This window comes from Thalassorhabdomicrobium marinisediminis, from assembly GCF_003072065.1.
In the GTDB taxonomy this organism is placed as follows: domain Bacteria; phylum Pseudomonadota; class Alphaproteobacteria; order Rhodobacterales; family Rhodobacteraceae; genus Octadecabacter; species Octadecabacter marinisediminis.
The window spans coordinates 1-18,738 of the sequence record NZ_QCYG01000010.1; the positions used below are offsets into that span (position 1 = coordinate 1).

Genomic DNA, 18,738 nt, shown 5'->3' on the forward strand with positions numbered 1-18,738 from the left:
TAGTGGGTTCCCATTCTTCATACTCCATGCAACTCTCTGAATTCTTACAGAATTTGCACTTCGTTTGTGAATCCACCGGGCTCCAGCGAAATGTCTCATAAGGTTAGTTATGTAAAGTGCGCCGCTCGCTGCGCGTTGAAAGGCGGTCGTCGCCTGACCCGCGCCCGGTTGATAGGCGCTGAGACCGCCAGCCTTTAGAGCTGCACCCAGTCGGCGGGGGGTTTGCCTTTGCCGGGGTGGACCTCGCCGCAATTGGGGCAGGTGCGCGCGTCGATGTCGGTGTCGAAAGCCTCGTAGATCTTCGGCAAGGCCGAAACGATCCCTTCCGCGCCGTCGAGCGTTACCTCCGCACGGTGGACAAGAGCCTCGCAGTTGAAGCAGAACCACTCGAACCCCTCGGTCATGCCGGGCTGGCGCGGGGCCTCGACCACGATACCGATGGACCCCTCCTGTGGCCGCTGCGGCGCGTGACGGACGTGGGCGGGCAGCAGGAACACCTCGCCTTCGCGCACCGGCACATCATAGATTTTGCCCCCGTCCGCAATCTTGAGCATCATGTCGCCCTTCTGCTGGAAGAACCACTCTTCGACCGGATCGTCATGGAAATCACTGCGGGTGTTCGGGCCACCGACAACCATCACGATCATGTCACCTTCTTTGTGCAAAAGCTGGTTGCCCACGGGCGGACGCAGCTTGTCGGCGTTCTCCTCGACCCATTTTTTGAAGTTGAACGGCTTGAGTGTCGGATGGGTGGACATGGGACTCTCCCTCGGGATGGCGCGGCGTTGTGGGCAGCCTAAAGCGATCCGGACCACCGGAATACGGATTTCCGCAAATGCCGCTATCCGGTTTCCTGATAGCCGAGGCCTCAGCGCAACATCAGCGCGGTTCCAGCAAGGGCCACCGCGCCAGCCCCAATGAGGCGCGGCAACTGTGCGGGGCGCTGGCCGGTGAGCGCGGCAAGTAAGAGCGCGGCGAAAACCACCTCAAGCGTGCCAAGGGTGGCGACACTGACGACCGTGGTGGTTTGCAACGCCAGAAATTGCAGAAACTGGCCGAGGCTGAGCGCCAGCGCCGCCAGCAGATGCCATGGGCCGTGATCGACCACGAGCGCAGTCAGGCGGCCTTTGCGGCCCCGTCGCAGGCTTGCCGTCGCGACGATCCAGACCAACCCGGCGAGCGCGCCGATGCAGGTGCCGAGCGCCGCGTCGGGCAAGGGCTCAAGGGCCGCGCTGCGCAGGGTATAGGCCAACGCGTAGGCCCCCGCCGAGCCGACGCCGAAGGCCAGCCCGATGCGGCTGAGCGTGCCCGTCCGCAGGGCGCGGGGCGGCAGGTAGATCATCACCCCCGCCAACACCAGCGCGGCCCCCGCGAGGGTCGCACCGTCCGGTAGTTCCGAGAGCATGACGAAGGCCAGCGGCAGCCCGAACACCGGCGTCAGGCGGCGCAGCAGGCTCGCGGTGACAGGGCCGGTGCGCTCAGTCGCTCGGAACATCCATGTGCGGCCCAGCACGGTCGAGAGCAGCCCCGCCGCCACGAAAAGACCAATGGCGGGGGCCGTGTCGGGGGCCAGCAGCGCGTCCAGCGGCACGCGCCCCCAAAGCGCCCAGATGCTGAAGGTCAATGCGGCGGTCACAAGGACGGAGAGGAAGACGCCATTGTCCCCCCGTGCGGTGGCCCGCCCCCGCTGGATCGCGACGCCCGCCGCCCCATAGGCCAGCGCGGCGAGCAGCGCGTAAAGCTCCCCGATCATCGAGGCGTCTTCACAGTTTTAGCCCGCACCCCTCGAAAGCCTTTCGGATGGCGTCTTTCTCGGCGTCGGTCAGCTCCAGCATGGGCGGGCGCACGCGGCCGCCGACCTGCCCCAGCAATTCCTGCCAGTATTTGCCGTGGGCTGTGGGCTTGCCGCCGGGCTTGCTGTCGTGGATAGCCTGCCGCACCGGATCAAGGCTGTCGCGCACCCGCCGCGCCTCTGCAAACTTACCGGCAAAGGCAAGCTCGGTGTATTCGTGCATCCGCAGGTCGTTGGCCGTCTGCAACTGGTAGGGCGGCGAGGAACACAGGTAAAGCTGCCAGCCCAGTTCTTCGATGTTGTCGAGCCAGTCCGGTTCCGCCGAGGTGGAGACGAGGATCTTGTCGCCCACCATTTCCGTCAGGCGGACATACATCTCGCGCGGGACGGAATATTTGATCGCCATGATGTTGGGCAGCTCCGCGATGCGGGCGCAGGTCTCAGGCTCCATCAGATAGCCGCTGTCAGGGTGGCTCCACATGGCGATGCCGATGTCGAGCCGGTCGCACAGGTGCTTGTAGTATTGGTAAAGCGCCTCGTCCCGGTCGGTCATGAAGCTGAGCATCGGCGCGTGGACAACAACGTAATCCGCGCCGCAGTCCTGCGCATGGCGGCCCAGTTCCAGCACGGTGTCGAGGTTCTGGTCCGAGATCGACATGATCGTGCCCGCCTTGCCCGCGCATTCGTCCACGGCGATGGACATGTTACGCTTGCGCTCGTCCAGCGACATGGACCAGAACTCACCCTGCTTGCCCGCCACGAAGAGGCCCTGGATTTTCAGATCGTCGATCCAGTGGCGGATGTTCCGGCGCAGGCCCGCTTCATCAAGGTTCAGGTCCGCGTCAAACGGGTTGAGGGCGGCGGCCCAGATGCCGCGCATGGTCTCGCGCGCGTGGGCTTTGGCGTCGTGCTTGGCGTAGTTCATCGGGCGGACTCCGGCTTGAGGGCTGATTGCCCGCACTAGAGCGTGATGTGGCCGCGAATGCCAATCGGAGCCGCTCTAAGTGGATATTCATATTCCCTATAGCAGAGCGTTTTGGGTTTCGCTTATATAAGGGAGGTGAACAAGGAGGCAGCCATGAAAATCGGGCTTATCGGGGGCGGCGCCATTGGCCGCTATGTGGCGGAGAGGTTAACGGCGCAGGGCGACGGGCCCCATGCGCTCTTGGTGCGACCCGGGCGGCTAGACGAAGCAAGCGGCGACGGGATCGACCGCTTTGGGAGCGTGGCGGACCTGCCGTCGGACATCGACCTGATGGTGGACTGCGCGGGGCACGGGGCGTTGATCGAACACGGTGCGGCAATTCTCGAACGGGGCATCGACCTGATCACCGTCTCGCTGGGGGCTTTGGCGGACCCGCAGCTTGAGGCGCAACTGACGCATGCGGCAGAGGCCGGCGGGGCACAATTGCATCTGGCCAGCGGGGCCATCGGCGCGTTGGACGCCTTGCAGGCCGCACGGGTCGGCGGGCTGACCGACGTCACCTATACGGGCCGCAAACCGCCGAACGGCTGGCGCGGCTCCCCTGCAGAGGACCACCTCGACCTTGACGCCTTAAATGAGGCGGCGACCCATTTCGAAGGCACCGCCCGACAGGCGGCCACCGACTATCCCAAGAACGCCAACGTGGCCGCCGCCGTCGCGCTCGCGGGGATCGGCTTCGACGCTACACAGGTCCGGCTGATCGCCGATCCGCAGGTGACGGCAAACATTCACGAGGTCACCGCCAAAGGCACCTTCGGCCAGTTCACCTTCCATATCGAGGGCACCGCCCTGCCCGACAATCCGCGCAGTTCCGCCCTTGCGGCGATGAGCGTGATTGCCGCGATCCGGCGACGCCGTGCCGCGATCACCACGTAAGGCAAGCAACCATGGCCTCGAACCACACCCGCATCGTCGACCGCGCGCTCACCCGCCTCAAGCTGCGACAGCTGCGTTTGCTGGTGAAGGTGGGCGATCACGGCAGCATCCAGCACGCCGCGCGGGAGCTTGGCATCTCGCAACCCGCCGCCACCAAGATGATCCAGGATCTCGAGCTTGATTTCGAGGTGCAACTGTTCGAGCGCACCAATCGCGGCGTCGTGCCCACAGTTTTCGGAGAGGCGTTGATCCGCCACGGCAAACTGATCTTCGCGCAGGTGTCCAACGCGGCGCAGGAGCTGGACGACCTGAACGAGGGCAACAGCGGGCGGGTGGTGGTCGGCACCCTGCTCGCCGCCTCCCCTGCCCTTTTGCCGCGTGCGATCAACCGGCTGGTGCAGGACCGCCCCAACGTTGCCGTGAAAATCGTCGAAGGCACGAACGAAGCCCTGATGCCGGCCCTGCGTTCGGGCGAGATCGACCTGATCGTCGGACGTCTGCCCAGCCACCGCCACCGCGCCAAGATCGAACAGGAGCAGTTCTTCGAAGAGAAGGTAATGGTCGTCGCGGGGCCGGATCATCCCTTGGCTGCGGCGCAGTCCGTATCCTTCGACCAGCTTGAACCCTTCGGCTGGATCCTGCCCCCGATCGAGACGACGTTGCGACGGCAGACAGACCAGTTCTTTGTCAAACAGGGGCAATACCTGCCGCCCACGGTCATCGAGTCGGTGTCCTACCTTGCCAACCGGTCGTTGTTGCGGTCGAGCACGCTGCTCGGCCTGCTGCCCGCCCCCGTGGCCGCACTGGATATCGAGGCCGGATTGCTCAGTGCAATCGATTGGGATGTGCCCTTTGGCCGCCGTCCGGTCGGGGTGTCCTATCGCGGCGACGGAAGCCTGTCCCCGGCCGGAGCCGCCTTCGTGCAGGCCTTGCGGGATGAGGCGGCGGCGATGCGCCCCTAGTATCAAGGAAACGGATACCAGTATACGGCCAATTCCATTGAGGTGATGGCCGACCCTGTGGGACCGTGCCCCCGATCCCGGACAAGCACGAGGCCCCCCATGAGCACCTATCCCGAACTCAAGCTCTATATCGACGGCGCATGGCGCACGACCTCAGACGATATGGCGGTGATCAACCCCGCCACCGAAGAGGAGATCGGCCGTTTGCCCAAAGCGGCGGTCTCGGACCTGGACGACGCGCTCACCGCGGCCGAGGCCGGGTTCCGTCTGTGGCGGCGCACCGCCCCGCGCGCCCGTGCCGACCTGATGCTGAAGGCCGCCAAGCTGCTGCGCGAGCGGCAGGAAGAGATTGCCTGCTCGATCACTGCCGAACACGGCAAGCCGCTGGCGCAGGCCCGGCTTGAGGTGATCCGCGGGGCCGAGTTCATCGAATGGGACGCGGGCGAGGCCGTGCGCACCTATGGCCGCGTCATCCCGTCAGCCCAAGGCGTGCGCTACGTCGTCCACCATGAACCCGTCGGCGTGGTGCTGGGCCTGTCGCCGTGGAACTTCCCGATGAGCCAGCCCTGCCGCAAGATCGCAGGCGCGCTGGCCAGCGGCTGTTCCATCATCCTCAAGGCCGCCGAAGAAACCCCCGCCGGAGCGCAGCACATCGTGCAGGCGTTCCACGACGCGGGCCTGCCCAAAGGGGTGCTGAACCTCGTCTTCGGGGATCCCGCGCAGATCTCCAGCCACCTGATCGCGCAAGAACCTGTGCGCCTTGTCGCCTTCACCGGCTCGACCGCCGTGGGGCAGCACCTGACGACGCTCGCCTCGCAACACATGACCCGCGTGTTGATGGAGCTGGGCGGCCATGCCCCCGTGATCGTCTGCGACGATACGGACGTCGAGGCCGCGGCGACAAGCTGCGCCATCCGCAAATATCGCAACGCCGGACAGGTCTGCACCTCGCCCACGCGGTTCTTCGTTCACGAAAGCCTTTATCAACCCTTCGTCGACACCTTTGTTCAACGCGCCAAGGCGGTCGTCGTGGGCAACGGCGCCGAGGACGGGGTCGAGATGGGCCCCCTCGCCAACGACCGTCGCGTGCCCGCGTTGCAAGCCTTGGTTGAGGATGCTCGCGCCAAGGGGGCCGACGTGCTCACCGGCGGCGCACGGCACGGCAACACCGGCTATTTCTTCCAGCCCACGGTGCTGGCCCATGTCCCCGACGAAGCCAAGGTCATGCAGGAAGAGCCCTTCGGCCCCCTTGCCGTCATCAACCCCGTCGCCTCACTGGATGAGGCGATTGCCAAGGCGAACAGCACGGAATTCGGTCTGGCTGCCTACGGTTTCACCAACCGCGCCGACTATATCGAGCGCATGTCCGACGAGGTCGAGGCGGGCAACATTTCGTTCAACACGCTCGAAGCCTCCCTGCCCGAGACTCCCTTCGGCGGTGTGAAGTCCAGCGGCTACGGACGCGAAGGCGGCACCGAAGGGCTGGAGAACTACATGAACGTCAAAAACATCTCGCACAGCATGAAGATCGTTTAAGCGGCGCGGGTTGGGGCGACGGCAAACTTCGGCGTCGAGCCTATAGTAACCGTGCCGACCTAGCAGCTATTCCCCGTTGCAACACCGCATGCTTTGCAGAAGACGGCCCACCGCTGCCGCTCACGCCCATCGCAGGATGCTGCGTCGCGGTTCGGCGAAGGCGTTTCGCAAGGTTTTGGCGCAACAGCGTGATCGAAATGCCGAGCCAGACTTGAGACCCGCGTGAGAAACTGAATATATTGCAACATATGAACTCGCGATGCTCGACTATTCACTGCGAGGGACACACAAGATGTCGGATCGAGCTTTTGGGGTTTAATTCATGAGACGATGGTTTTGGTATGCAGCCGCGGTGTTCGTTTTAGCCGTCGGAATAACGTCCTGCTCAAAAACACAAGATTATATATTCGGATGCAACAATCCGACCGGTTATTGTAGAGGAAATGTGCCCGACGCTCATGCTGTTGGGGGACCTGCATGGTTTCTATGGCGCGCCACGGCTCCAGAGCGGCTGGCTTATTTTAGTGAGAAGTGTTCAGCATTCGATCCATCGCAGTCCGCCCAGGATGTCAGGTCATGCGCTCTTGATACAATAGAACGCGAAACCCATCATTATTGCGTCATGTATTACCTGCCTCCGATGAGGCCGAGTAATGACGCGGAGGCGGCAGATCGTCGGCGCAATTTTGAAAACTGCAAACGGAACGTCTTGTCACAACACGGACTGTGAATCTCGACAATCCGGTTTTAGACAGCCCCCCTCACGATCTGCCCTTCGGGGCTTTCTTCGCGCGCGCCACATCCGCTTCGTTCCAGAAACCGATCCAGATGCCCTCGTCCTTTTCGACCTCGGTCAGGCGGTCGACGCGGGCGTCGGTGATGGTGGTGCGGGTGCGCAGACGTTCGGTCCAGCGCAGCAGCTCCGCGCCCAGCCGGTCGCGGGTCTCGGCATGGGCGGGATCGTCGCCAAGGTCGCGGAACTCCTGCGGGTCGGTCTCTAGATCGAACAGCATGGGGCGGAAGCCGGTGACATGGACCAGCTTCCAGCGCCCGTCAAAGACCATGACCGCGCGGCTGTCGCGGATCTCGGTGCCCAGCAGGGTCCGCGCCTCACGGAAGGCGAAATCGTATTCGGACACGGCCGTGCCACGCGGCCAGTCTTTGGCTCCGTGCAGCAGCGGCATCAGGGAGTGTCCTTCGAGAATGTGGTCCGGCACCTCGCCGCCCGAAGCTTCGATCAAGGTCGGGACGAGGTCGATGGCTTCCACAAGGTCGCTGTTCACCGTCCCGCGTGTGGCATCCGCTGCCGGGTCGGGATCGACCACAATCAGCGGCACGCGGACGGAAGGATCGTGGAACAGTTCTTTCTCGCCCAGCCAGTGGTCGCCCAGATAATCCCCGTGGTCCGAGGTGAAAACGATGAGCGTATCGTCAAGCTTGCCCGCCGCTTCAAGATGGGCCATCAGCACGCCGATCTGGTCGTCGATCTGGGTGATCAGGCCCATATAGGCGGGGATGACGGCCTCGCGCACGTCATCACGGGCCATGCATTTCGAGGTGCGATGCGCGTGATAGGCCGCGAGCAGCGGGTGCGGGTCTTGCAACTCTTCCTCACTGCGGATCGCGGGCGGCACGTCCCCTGCTCCGTACATGTCGTGATAGGGCGCGGGCGCGATGTAGGGCCAGTGCGGCTTGATGTAGGACAGGTGCAGGCACCACGGATCGTCGCCCGCCTGATCGATGAACTCCATCGCTCGGGTGGTGGTGTAGTTGCTTTCGGAATCCTCCAACTTCACCCGCGCAGGCCGGCCTGCGTTCTGCATCAGCCAGCCGGACAGGATCGTGCCGTCCTCGTCCTCGCCCGAGTTGGCCCAATCCTCCCACGGGTTTTCCCCGTCGTAGCCCTGTTCGTTCAGGTAGGCGTTGTAATGCGACGGCATCTTGCCGCCCGTGGGGTGGACCCCGTCGAGCCTGTCCCAGACCTCGAACCCGCATTCCGACAGCAGCGCCCCGATGTCCGAGGATGTCTCGACCCCCAGCCGCTGCATCCCTTCGATGTCGGCGGTCATATGGGTCTTGCCGCAGAGCACCGTGCGCAGGCCGTGGGGGCGAAGGTATTCGCCCAGCGTCCGTTCCCCCACCTTGAGCGGCACCATGTTCCAGCTTGAGCCGTGACTGCGCACATAGCGGCCGGTGTAAAAGCTCATCCGGCTGGGGCCACAGATCGGCGACTGCACATAGGCGCGGTCAAAGCGCACGCCACGGGTCGCCAGCGCATCAATGTGTGGCGTGCGGATCGACGGGTGGCCGGTGCAGCCCAGATAGTCGAACCGCAACTGGTCGCACATGATGAACAGGATGTTGCGCGGGCTCATGTCACCAGAGAACGCTTCTGGAACTGCTCCTCTTTATAGCGTTCTTCCTTGAGGATCGTCTCGAGCGTGTCGACGGCGGCGCGAATGTCGTCCTCGGTCGTGAACAGCGGTGTAATGCCGAAGCGCATGACGTTCGGGGCGCGGAAGTCTCCGATGACATTAGCGGCGATCAGGGCTTGCATGGCGGCATAGCCGTGCTCGAACGCGAAAGAGACGTGACTGCCACGGGCCTGCGGGTCGCGCGGGCTGACAAGGGTCAGGCCGGGGCAGCGGGCCTCAACCTCTTGGATGAACAACTCCGACAGTTCAATGGACTTCGCGTGCAGGTCGTTCATGTCGACCTTGTCCCAGATGTCGAGTGCTCCTTCCAGCAGCACGAACGAGGCAATCGACGGTGTCCCGATGCGCATCCGTTCGATCTTGTTCGGCATGGGGCGGTAGTCGGTGTCGAAGGCAAAGGGCGCTTCATGGCCATACCAGCCGCTCAGCACGGGTTCGACCCTGTCCAGCAGACGCTCGGCCACATGGATGAAGGCCGGCGCGCCGGGGCCGCCGTTGAGGTATTTGTAGGTGCAGCCGATGGCGAAATCCGTGTCGCAGCCCGCGACGTCCACCGGCACCGCCCCGGCGGAATGCGCCAGATCCCAGACCACCACCGCGCCCACGGAATGGGCCTTGTCGATAATCGCCTTCATGTCGTGGCGGCGTCCGGTGCGGTAGTCCACCTCGGTGATCATCACCACGCCCACCTCTTCGGTGATGCCGTCCATGACATCTTCGGGGTCCGGTGTGCGCAGCTCGTGGCCGGCGTCCTTCAGCTTCATCAGCCCCTCGACCATGTAAAGGTCCGTGGGAAAGTTGCCGTTGTCCGACAGGATCACCTTGCGGTCCGGCACCAGCGCCATGCCTGCGGCGACGGCTTGGAACACCTTGATCGACAGGGTGTCACCCACCACGGTCGTGCCCGCAGGTGCGCCGATCATGGCACCGACACGGTCGCCCAAAGTGTTGGTCTGCATGAACCAGTTCTTGGTGTTCCAGCCCTTGATCAGCTCCGTCCGCCATTCGTCATTAAGAAACCGCGTCATCGCGGGAACGCTGGCCTTCGGCATGGGCCCAAGGGAGTTGCCGTTGAGGTAGATCATCCCCTCGGGGAGGTCGAATTGGTCTCGGGTCCATGCGAAATCGGTCATGGTGTCTCCTCTCAAGGTGGGGCGGCCTGTCGTGCGAAAGCATGTCGCGGCAAGGCCGGGGCGGTCAGCCGGTCTTTGTCGCAGATACCGGACCGCGCTTATCCGTGCCTGTGTATTGCTGCGAAGTTGGTATGCCAATAGCCGATAGCAAAACCGCCTGAGGCCCGCGCTCCTCTGGCCCCGCAAGTTTTTGCTACATTCCGCCGCCCTCCGGAACACATGCCCGACCGCGCGGGTTTTACCTTCAACCCGAAACACGCAACCAAGGAGCCGCTATGTCGACCGAGACCTTTACCGCGATGGAGAGCCCGCAGGACCAGCCGGGGGATGAGCACAAGATGGACCCGAAACCGGACTACGCGCCGCGCTACGCCGGTTCCGACCGGCTCAAGGGGAAGTCCGCCCTGATCACCGGCGGGGATTCCGGGATCGGGCGCGCAACGGCGGTGCTCTATGCCCGTGAAGGGGCGAATGTGGCGATCGTCTATCGCAATGAGACCCGCGACGCCGAAGAGACGCAGAGATTGATCGAAGCGGAAGGCGGCAAAGCGCTGCTGATCGCGGGCGACGTGGGGGAGAAATCCTTTTGCGAGGATGCCGTGCGACAGACCCTCGACCGGTTCGGCCAGTTGGACATTCTTGTGAACAACGCCGCCGAACAGCACGCCCAGCAAGAGCTTGAGGACATCGAAGAAGCGCAAATCGAGCGGACCTTCCGCACGAATATCTTCGGCACCATGTTCATGACGCAAGCCGCCCTGCCGCATTTGGAGAAAGGCGCGCGGATCATCTGCGTGACCTCGATCACCGCCTACAAGGGGCAGGATCTGCTGGTGGATTATGCTTCGACCAAGGGGGCGATCCTCGCCTTCCTGCGCGCCATGTCCAGCAAGCTCGCCTCGCGCGGGATTCTGGTCAACGGCGTGGCGCCGGGGCCGATCTGGACGCCGTTGATCCCGGCCTCCTTCCCCAAGGACGCAGTCGAGGATTTCGGCAAGAACGCGCCCTTGGGCCGCCCCGGACAGCCAAACGAAGTGGCCCCGGCCCTGCTGTTCCTCGCCTCCGAGGATTCGTCTTACATGACGGGGCAGGTCCTGCATCCGAACGGTGGCACGCTGATCGGCGGCTAGGTCGGCCCCGGCCCCTTAACATCGGCCATTTGTCATAGCGCTTGACAAATGGTCACCCCCTGCCCGATTTTGTCGCCAGATGGCCGCTGCGCGGGTCCTGCGTTTCTACGCAAACGCGCGGCGCCACGGCACATGAACGGGAGCATTCACCATGAAAACCACCCTCACCGCCGGCCTTCTGGCCGGTGTCGTCGCGTCCTTCGCCGCACAAACCTCCGCGCAGGACATGTCGGCGCAGCAGGCTATTGAGGCATTGAACCTCGGCGCCTTGGCCGAGCTTTACGAGAGCGGCGCTGCAGGTCCGGACACCTCGCCCGCGGAAGCCCTTTTGATCGACATGGGTGCGCTCACGTCCGAGGATCTGGGCGACAGCGAGGCCGCTTCCGCCAAGCTCGACCGCTTTGTTGCGGACCTTCAGGACCGGTCGGAAAGCTACATCGGCAACGTCTCGGACCGCAACATCGTCGAGCGCGTCCTCAAGGCCTGGGACGAGGCGACGGTGATCGAGGATGAAGCGGTTCTGGGTCTGCTCAACGGGCTGGTCGATCAGGGGTTCATGACCGGTTACAATGTGCTCGATACCGCAGACTTGTCGAACTTCGACCCCGAACTGATGCTGCGCTACGGTCACAGCAGCATCGACCACGCGGTGCAGCTTCTGTACCTGATGAAGCGCGAAGGCTTCGACCCCAAGGTGCAATTCACGCCGAAATCCTCGGCCTTCGTGTTCCTGCCGGAATGGGGCGAGCCGCCGGCCAGCGTCGTGACCTTCGACAGCGGTACGATGGTTAACGTGATGGTGGAATACAACCTCGACTTCGAGTTCTCGTCGGTCGAGCGCAAACAGGCCTTCATGGACCTGATCAACGATTACGCCAAGCGCGATGACGAGGATGAGGCCGGGTTGATCATCGACGCCTGGTGGCAGCCGTTCTACCGGTCCTACGTGCCGATGGACCGGTATGAGCCGCTGAGCGAGAACCGGGTGCAGATCGGCGGCTATCAGGCCGATATCGTGACCCTGCCCGCCGACGCCGCCCCCATGGTCGAGAAGATCGCCACCGTCGACGGGGTGGGTGAGGTTTCCACGACCGAGATCTGGGTGAACCCCGCCTTCTATCGCTACATGGTCGGCGACTTCAAATAAGCCCCGAACCAACCCATGGCGCGCTCCGGTCGGGACCGGGGCGCGCTACATCTGTGCGGGGCGCAGCTTGACGAGACATGTGTGCGCGATGGGCCCTTGCGCGAGTTTCGAGGTGCCGCGATCCTCGGTCAGCACGTTGGGATTGCCGTTCAGGCACAATCCCTCGACCTGACGGGACGGGTTGAACCACGCCCCCGTCGCCATCTGCGCCACCCCCGGCCGCACCGCATCATCCAGCACCACCCGCGCAAGACAGGCACCACGGCTGTTGAACACCTCGACCGCCGCCCCATCGGACAAGCCCCGCGCGGCTGCATCCTTCGGGTTGAGGCGCAGCCGTTCCAGCCCGCCGGGCCGGTCGCCCTGGCTGACGAGGCCGTGGTCCAGTTGCGAATGCAGCTTGGTGCGCGGCTGGTTCGAAATCAGGTGCAGCGCGTCCGTGTCACCGTTGCCAAGCCACTCGAACGGCTCAAGCCAGGTGACGTGGCCCGGGCAATCGTCATAGCCGAAACTGTCGATCTCGGCGCTCCAGAGTTCGATCTTGCCACTCTTGGTGGGGATCGGATGGGCCTGCGGATCGGCGCGGAACGCCTCGAACATCACATTGGGTTTGTCCGGGACGGGCACCTTGTGCCAACCGCGCGCGCGCAACGTGTCATAGTCGGGCAGCTCCACGCCCGCAGCGCGGGCACGGTTGCGGCTTTCGCCGTAAAGGTGGCGCTGCCAGCCGTCTTGGTCGCGCCCCTCGCTAAAGGCCGCGCCCAGCCCCATGCGTGTGGCCAGCCCGTGGAAAATCTCATAGTCGTTTCGGGTCAAGGGCGGCGGCGCGGACACCTGTTCCATGGCGATGATGTAAGGATCCCGCCCGCTCATGCTGATGTCGGAGCGTTCCAGCGGGTTGGTGCAGGGCAGCACGATGTCCGCGTGTTGCGCCGTGGCCGTCCAGCACCAATCGTTAACGACAACGGTGTCCGGGCGGCGCCACGCCGCGCGCAGCCGGTTGAGGTCTTGATGGTGGTGGAACGGGTTGCCCCCCGCCCACCAGATCAGGCGGGTGTCGGGGTAGGTCAGCTTCTGCCCGTTGTAGTCGAACGCTCCGCCGGGGTTTTCCAGCATGTCCGTGATCCGCGCGACGGGGATGAAGCGCTGCACCGGATTGGCCCCCTGGGGCATCGCCGCATAGGGCAGGCTGTGGTTCTCCAACCCCAGCGAGTTCACCGCCGAATAGCCCAGACCGAAGCCCCCACCGGGCAGCCCGATCTGGCCCAGCATCGACGCCAGCGTGATCGCGGCCCAAAAGGGCTGTTCCCCGTGATCCTGCCGCGTGAGGGACCAACTGGCCGAGATCATGGTCCGTTTGCGGTGCATCTTGCGCGCAAGTTCAAGGATCACCTGCGGATCAATGTCGCAAATTCCGGCGGCCCATTGGGCAGTCTTGGGCGTGCCGTCCTGCGCGCCGGTCAAATAGGCGGCGAAGCGGTCGAAACCCACTGTGCAGCGGTCGAGAAAGGCCTGATCGTGCAGCCCCTCGGTCAGCAACGTGTGGCACAGACCCAGGATCATCGCCACGTCGGTCGAGGGGCGCGGGGCGATCCACTGTGCGTCTAGGGCGGCGACGGAATCGTCGCGAAGCGGTGAAACAGTGACGAATTCCACCCCGTTTCGCCGCGCGTCCAGCATGGCTTCGCGCTGCCGGTGCCGGCCCGTGCCGCCTTGGGAAATCTGCCCGTTGCGCAGGGGCAGTCCGCCGAAGGCGACGAACACTTCACTGTTGTCGACGATGCTCTGCCAATCCGTGGTGTCCGCCGCCGCAACCCAGAACCCGCCGATCACATGTTCGCAAATCACCTCTCCCGCAGCGAGGCTGTAGGTATTCACCGACGTCGTATGCCCGCCAATCAAGTTCAGGAATCGCCGCAGATGGCCCTGCGCGTGGTGGAACCGGCCGGCGCTGGCCCACCCGTAGGACCCGCCGTAAATGGCCTCATTCCCGTAGGTCTGCGTCACGCGGGTCAGCTCGTCCGTCAGAAGGGATTCGACCCTGCCCCAGCTGACTTCGACGAAATCATCCGCCCCGCGCCGGTCGCGGTTGCGGCCTTCGGGATCCTCCAGCCAGCCCTTGCGCACCATCGGCGCGGTGATCCGCGTGGGTCCGTCGAGCACGCCGAAATAGCCCTGCGCGATGTTCGACGGATCGACGTCCTCTTCAAAAGGATGCAGCGCCTGCAGGGTCGTGCCGTCTGTCTCGGCGCGGTAGGTGCCCCAATGCATCGCGGTCAGGGGCATGTGACTGCGGTCGGGTCGGTCAGTCATCGGTCAGAAGTCCCGTGGCAATGTCACAGCAGGTTACCAAATGGGTCGTGAAGCCGCCCCGGATCGCCGCGCGGGTGGCGGCCGTTTTGTCCGCGCCCGAGGTCGCAAGAAGCCCAAGCTCTTTGCCGCGCATCTCCGCGACGGTCGTGCCCATGATCCGGTCGTCAATCTCGCCGGGGATCGGCTGGCCCTCGGCGTCGATGAAACGCCCGCAAATCACCGCTGCGGCCCCCCTGGCGCGGTAACGCTCCAACGTCTCAAGCCCGACCACACCGCTGCGCAAAACGTGACTGTCTTGGCCAACAGAGCCTGCGGCGAACAGCACCTTGTTGCAAGTGCGGATCGCGTCGAGCTGGGCGGCGATCACCGGCTCTTGCCGCAGCAGCGCCGCAAGTTCCGGACTGTCCAGCAACAGCGGCGCGTGCAGGTTGATGCAGTTGGCGGAGAACTTCATCGCCAGATTGGCCGAACAGGTCTCGGCCGCGAATCCAAGCGGCGTCGCGCGTGAGCCCACAAGCTGCACGATGTCGAGGTCGGGCATGGCGATCTCTTCCACCTCGGTCGAGATGTGGAACACCGTCTCGCCCCAGGACACGCCGAGCCGGTCTCCGGGCCCAAGCAGGTCCGGCAACAGCTCGGCCGCCGCCCGCGCGACCCGCAACAGGGTCGCCTGCGGATCGTCCGGCAGGCCCGGCACCACGAGCACATCCGCCAGCCCGTATTTCTGCTTTACCTCTTCGGCCAGCTTGCGTTCGCGGAACACCTCCGGCTGCAGCGACACGCGCACATAGCCCTTGGCCCGTGCCTGTGCCAGGTAGTTGACCACCGTGCTGCGCGACAGGCCCAACCGTTCGGCAATCGCCGCCTGGCTCATGTCGTCGTGAAAATAACACCAGGCCGCCTCGATAATCTGCTGTTCGGTGCGGGATTTCAGGCCGTTACCGGGCAAGGCGCGCCCTCCGGTTGCGGAACACCAGCATCAGCACGACGATCGCCAGCACGTAGGGCACGCTTTCCGTCAGTTGCTGGGGCAGGCCCAGCCCCTGCATCCGGAAGCCGAAGGCATCGACCAGCCCGAACAGGAGCGCCGTCGGCAACACCCAAAGCAGCCGCGCGTTGCACATCATCACGATCACCAACGCGATCCAGCCGCGCCCGGCGCTCATCCCGTCGGTGTAGAGTGTGACGTTCGAAATCGAAAGCTGCGCGCCACCCATGGCGCAAAGCGTGCCGCAGGTGATCAACGCTGACGTCTTGAGCGCCTCGGGCGAGACGCCCACCGTCCGCATCGCCGCATCGTTCTGCCCCGCCGCGCGCAGACGCAGCCCGTATTTGTGGTTTTTCAGGAACCAATGCACCACGAAGACCATGATCACCGCGAACCAGACCAGGATCGACTGCCCCGAGAGAAAGTCCCCCAGCAGTGGAATATCGGCCACCGGGCCAAGATCGATGCGCGGCAGTTGCACAATGCGGGGATCGTCAAACTGGCCCGACACGCCGAAAATCTGCCCCAGCAGGAACGCCGTCAGCCCGATGGCCAGCACGTTGAACCCGATGCTGACGATAATATGGTCGCCGCCGCGCGTGACGCCGAAATAGGCAAAGACCAGCCCCGACAGCGCCCCGGCCACCATGGCGACCCCCAACCCCGCAAGCGCGTTGCCGGTGTAATAGGTGCCGACCACGGCGAAGAAGGCACCGATCAGCATCATGCCTTCGAGCGCGATGTTGAACACGTTGACCCGTTCGCACAGCGCGCTGCCGATGGCGGCCAGAAGCACCGGCGTGAACAGCCGCGGGATCGAGTCCATCAATGCGCTGTCGAAAAACATCTAGCGGCCCTTTCCGTCACGACCCGAGAGCATCTTGCCCGCCACACCCGAGAGATACAGCACGATGATCGCCTGAATGATCTGCCCCACCTCACGCGGGATGCCGACGCTGCGTTCCATGCCGATGGCCCCGGTGGCCAGGGCAGCGAAGAAAAAGGCGGTGATCGGCGTGACCCAGGGAATGATCGCGGCCATGAGCACGGCGGCAATCCCCGTCCAGGCGTAAAGCGGCGCGGTGAGCATGCCGTCGATAAAGCGCTGGTTCATGCCGAAGACAGCGACGAAGCCTGTCATCCCCGCAATGGCACCGCTGATCATCAAGGTGCGGTAATAGAGCCTGCGCGTGGGAAAGCCCGAGGCCCGCGCGAAGCCCACGCTGTAGCCCTGCATCCGCACCCGGTAGCCGAAGACGCTGGTGCGTTCGAGGACGATCACGACAAGCGCGGTGATACCGATCAGCACGATCCCGTAGTCAAGGATGGTGCCGGTGAACCGCGGCAGGCCCGCTTCGCGCAGAATGCGGAAAGATTGCGTCGCCCCGCTGTTCACGTCGCGGAACGGGTGCGAGACGAAGTAGGACGCAAGATAGACCGCCGGATAATTCAGCAAGAGCGAGCCAATGAGCAAAGGCACATTGGTCGCCCGTTCGATCAACCCCGCCAGCATGGCCCAAAGGGCCGCGACCACCATGGCCCCCAGCAGCGCCGAGACGGTGACGACCAGTGGCGGCGCGGGCAGATAGACCCCGATCATCGCCGCGGTCAGCCCGCCCAGCACCAACTGGCCCTCGGCGCCGATGTTGAGCAATCCGGCGCGGAACGACACCAGCACCGACATGGCTACTCCAAGCAGGATCGCGAAGCGGCTGAGCGTGGAGTAAAGGTTGAAATTGTTGCGCCCGCCGAAGGCTCCGTTGAGGAAGGCCAACACGGCTTCGCGCGTGGGGGCAAAGGCCAGCAGAAGCACCAGCCCGAGGGCGACCACCCCGATGGGCAGGGCCACCTTGCGCAGGGTTCGGGTCATGCCGGCACCCCTTCCCGTCCGCCGGTCATCGCGGCCCCCACGGCGATGGCGTCCAGCCCGTCGCGCGGGAAGATGGCGTTCAAGGCCCCGTCGCAGAGCACGCCAACGCGGTCGGACAGGGCGAACAACTCCTCAAGGTCGCTGCTCACGAGAACCACAGCGCAGCCGGTCGCCGCTAATTCGAGGATCTGCTTGTGGATGAAGGTAATCGCGCCTACGTCGACGCCCCAGCAGGGGTTCTCCACCACCAGAAGCTGCGGGCGGGCCGACAACTCACGCGCGACGACGATCTTCTGCTGGTTCCCACCCGAGAGCTTCGCCACCGTCTGCCGGTCCGAGGGGGTGCGGATGTCGAAGCGGTCGATCAGGTCGCGGCTGAACTTGCGGATGCGGGATTTCGTCAGGAAGCCGCGGGTGGAAAAGGCGCTTTTGCCCTCGCGTCCGGCGATCAGGTTTTCCGCAACGGAGCCCGCCTGCGCCAGCCCCATCGCCATGCGGTCCTCAGCCATGTAGCCCAGCCCCAGCGCGCGGCGCGCGGCCACGTCGAGCGGCAGGATGTCACGGCCCGCGAAACGCACCGCGCCCTGTGCGCCTTCCAGCCCGACGAGCGCGTTGACCAGCTCTTTCTGGCCATTGCCGGACACGCCGGCGATGCCGAACACCTCGCCCGCGTGGACCTCGAAGTTTACGTCGCGCAGGGCGGGCTTGCCCTGTTGCCGCTGCACGGTAAGGTTGGCGACCGAAAGCACCACATCGGCCCCCGCGGCGCTGTGTTTCTCAACCACCTCAATCCTATCGCCCACCATAAGCTCGGCCAGTTCTGCCGTGTTGGTCTCTGCCGTGGCCCGTTCGGCCACCAGCTTGCCCCGCCGCATGACCAGAATCCGGTCGGCGTTGTCCATCACCTCATCCAGCTTGTGGGTGATCAGCACGATCGACGTGCCCTGCGCCTGCAACCGCGCCAGCATCCGGTACAGCGCGATGCTTTCCTGCGGCGTGAGCACCGCCGTCGGCTCATCCAGAATGACGACCGAAGCACCGCGATAGAGCAGTTTGACGATCTCGACCTGTTGACGCGCATCGACGGGCAGATCGGCCACCTTGCGATCCAGATCGAGGGCGAAATCGAAGTCGCGCAGGATCTCTGTCGCCCGAGCGCGGTGGGTGGCAAGGGGGATGCGCCCACCGCGGCCGGTGTCCTCTTGTCCGACGATGATGTTTTCCAGCACCGTCAGATCAGGGTAGAGCATGAAATGCTGGTGCACCATGCCCAGCCCCGCCGCAATCGCGTCGCGCGCCGACCGCATCGCCTGTGGCCGCCCCGCGATTTCCACCGTCCCCGCGTCCGGATCGAGCAGCCCGAACAGGATGCCCATGGTGGTGGATTTGCCGGCGCCGTTCTCTCCGATCAGGGCGAGGAATTCGCCTTTGCGCACTTCGAACGACACGTCTTGCAAGGCCTGCGTCGCTCCGAAGGCCTTGCTGATGCCCGACAGGCGGCAGACCGCAGGCGTTGACGTTTCATTCTGCTTCACACGCGCCCCCACGGTCGGCCTGCCTTCCATTTACCG

At 64.4% G+C, this 18,738-nt stretch carries 15 protein-coding genes; 5 read left to right on the forward strand and 10 right to left on the reverse strand.

What is annotated here, in order from left to right:
* Nucleotides 1-194: 194 nt before the first annotated feature.
* From DC363_RS14535 to DC363_RS14545, 3 genes are all read right to left on the reverse strand, one after another.
* Entirely contained in the window at nt 195-758 is a 564-nt protein-coding gene (locus DC363_RS14535; protein WP_108641887.1) for a 3-hydroxyanthranilate 3,4-dioxygenase, read from the reverse strand.
* 110 nt (nt 759-868) lie between these two features.
* Nucleotides 869-1,753, reverse strand: a complete 885-nt coding sequence (locus DC363_RS14540) for a DMT family transporter (protein WP_108641888.1) — start codon at nt 1,751-1,753, stop codon at nt 869-871.
* Between the two features lie 10 nt (nt 1,754-1,763).
* A complete protein-coding gene (locus DC363_RS14545; RefSeq protein ID WP_108641889.1) occupies nt 1,764-2,717 on the reverse strand; it encodes a dihydrodipicolinate synthase family protein in 954 nt (317 codons plus the stop codon).
* Nucleotides 2,718-2,870: 153 nt separating this feature from the next.
* On the opposite strand from DC363_RS14545, the gene DC363_RS14550 reads away from it, so the two are divergent.
* The 3 genes from DC363_RS14550 to DC363_RS14560 all read left to right on the forward strand — a co-directional run bounded on the left by DC363_RS14550 (nt 2,871) and on the right by DC363_RS14560 (nt 6,151).
* The gene (locus tag DC363_RS14550) at nt 2,871-3,653 is read left to right on the forward strand and encodes an aspartate dehydrogenase (protein ID WP_108641890.1); all 783 of its coding nucleotides are present in this window, start codon (nt 2,871-2,873) and stop codon (nt 3,651-3,653) included.
* 11 nt (nt 3,654-3,664) lie between these two features.
* A complete protein-coding gene (locus tag DC363_RS14555; protein WP_108641891.1) occupies nt 3,665-4,615 on the forward strand; it encodes a LysR substrate-binding domain-containing protein in 951 nt (316 codons plus the stop codon).
* Between the two features lie 99 nt (nt 4,616-4,714).
* Nucleotides 4,715-6,151 (forward strand): NAD-dependent succinate-semialdehyde dehydrogenase, encoded by a 1,437-nt coding sequence (locus DC363_RS14560; protein WP_108641892.1) that lies wholly within the window; start codon nt 4,715-4,717, stop codon nt 6,149-6,151.
* A 761-nt stretch (nt 6,152-6,912) separates the two neighbouring features.
* Here DC363_RS14560 and DC363_RS14565 read toward each other — a convergent pair.
* Entirely contained in the window at nt 6,913-8,526 is a 1,614-nt protein-coding gene (locus DC363_RS14565) for an alkaline phosphatase family protein (protein ID WP_108641893.1), read from the reverse strand.
* Nucleotides 8,523-9,719, reverse strand: a complete 1,197-nt coding sequence (gene kynU, locus DC363_RS14570; RefSeq protein ID WP_108641894.1) for a kynureninase — start codon at nt 9,717-9,719, stop codon at nt 8,523-8,525. The genes DC363_RS14565 and kynU overlap by 4 nt, the downstream gene beginning before the upstream one ends.
* Nucleotides 9,720-9,994: 275 nt before the next feature.
* On the opposite strand from kynU, the gene DC363_RS14575 reads away from it, so the two are divergent.
* Both DC363_RS14575 and DC363_RS14580 read left to right on the forward strand, forming a co-directional pair.
* Complete coding sequence (locus DC363_RS14575; RefSeq protein WP_108641895.1) at nt 9,995-10,849, forward strand: SDR family oxidoreductase; 855 nt, start codon at nt 9,995-9,997, stop codon at nt 10,847-10,849.
* A gap of 151 nt (nt 10,850-11,000) precedes the next feature.
* Entirely contained in the window at nt 11,001-11,996 is a 996-nt protein-coding gene (locus DC363_RS14580) for a hypothetical protein (protein WP_108641896.1), read from the forward strand.
* A gap of 45 nt (nt 11,997-12,041) precedes the next feature.
* Here DC363_RS14580 and DC363_RS14585 read toward each other — a convergent pair whose 3' ends face one another.
* The 5 genes from DC363_RS14585 to DC363_RS14605 are packed head-to-tail and all read right to left on the reverse strand — an operon-like array spanning nt 12,042 to nt 18,702.
* Entirely contained in the window at nt 12,042-14,309 is a 2,268-nt protein-coding gene (locus DC363_RS14585) for a molybdopterin-dependent oxidoreductase (RefSeq protein WP_108641897.1), read from the reverse strand.
* On the reverse strand, nt 14,302-15,258 hold the full coding sequence (locus DC363_RS14590) for a sugar-binding transcriptional regulator (RefSeq protein ID WP_241963016.1): 957 nt from the start codon (nt 15,256-15,258) through the stop codon (nt 14,302-14,304). The genes DC363_RS14585 and DC363_RS14590 overlap by 8 nt, the downstream gene beginning before the upstream one ends.
* The gene (locus tag DC363_RS14595) at nt 15,248-16,144 is read right to left on the reverse strand and encodes an ABC transporter permease (protein WP_108641898.1); all 897 of its coding nucleotides are present in this window, start codon (nt 16,142-16,144) and stop codon (nt 15,248-15,250) included. Before DC363_RS14595 ends, DC363_RS14590 begins: the two co-directional genes overlap by 11 nt.
* On the reverse strand, nt 16,145-17,167 hold the full coding sequence (locus DC363_RS14600) for an ABC transporter permease (protein ID WP_108641899.1): 1,023 nt from the start codon (nt 17,165-17,167) through the stop codon (nt 16,145-16,147).
* Nucleotides 17,164-18,702 (reverse strand): ABC transporter ATP-binding protein, encoded by a 1,539-nt coding sequence (locus DC363_RS14605; RefSeq protein WP_241963017.1) that lies wholly within the window; start codon nt 18,700-18,702, stop codon nt 17,164-17,166. Before DC363_RS14605 ends, DC363_RS14600 begins: the two co-directional genes overlap by 4 nt.
* Between the last annotated feature and the right edge of the window lie 36 nt (nt 18,703-18,738).

Coding starts and splice junctions, on each gene's coding strand:
- DC363_RS14535 (WP_108641887.1), bottom strand. CDS start 758: ATGTCCACCCATCCGACACTCAAGCCGTTCAACTTCAAAAAATGGGTC.
- DC363_RS14540 (WP_108641888.1), bottom strand. CDS start 1,753: ATGATCGGGGAGCTTTACGCGCTGCTCGCCGCGCTGGCCTATGGGGCG.
- DC363_RS14545 (WP_108641889.1), bottom strand. CDS start 2,717: ATGAACTACGCCAAGCACGACGCCAAAGCCCACGCGCGCGAGACCATG.
- DC363_RS14550 (WP_108641890.1), top strand. CDS start 2,871: ATGAAAATCGGGCTTATCGGGGGCGGCGCCATTGGCCGCTATGTGGCG.
- DC363_RS14555 (WP_108641891.1), top strand. CDS start 3,665: ATGGCCTCGAACCACACCCGCATCGTCGACCGCGCGCTCACCCGCCTC.
- DC363_RS14560 (WP_108641892.1), top strand. CDS start 4,715: ATGAGCACCTATCCCGAACTCAAGCTCTATATCGACGGCGCATGGCGC.
- DC363_RS14565 (WP_108641893.1), bottom strand. CDS start 8,526: ATGAGCCCGCGCAACATCCTGTTCATCATGTGCGACCAGTTGCGGTTC.
- kynU (WP_108641894.1), bottom strand. CDS start 9,719: ATGACCGATTTCGCATGGACCCGAGACCAATTCGACCTCCCCGAGGGG.
- DC363_RS14575 (WP_108641895.1), top strand. CDS start 9,995: ATGTCGACCGAGACCTTTACCGCGATGGAGAGCCCGCAGGACCAGCCG.
- DC363_RS14580 (WP_108641896.1), top strand. CDS start 11,001: ATGAAAACCACCCTCACCGCCGGCCTTCTGGCCGGTGTCGTCGCGTCC.
- DC363_RS14585 (WP_108641897.1), bottom strand. CDS start 14,309: ATGACTGACCGACCCGACCGCAGTCACATGCCCCTGACCGCGATGCAT.
- DC363_RS14595 (WP_108641898.1), bottom strand. CDS start 16,144: ATGTTTTTCGACAGCGCATTGATGGACTCGATCCCGCGGCTGTTCACG.
- DC363_RS14600 (WP_108641899.1), bottom strand. CDS start 17,167: ATGACCCGAACCCTGCGCAAGGTGGCCCTGCCCATCGGGGTGGTCGCC.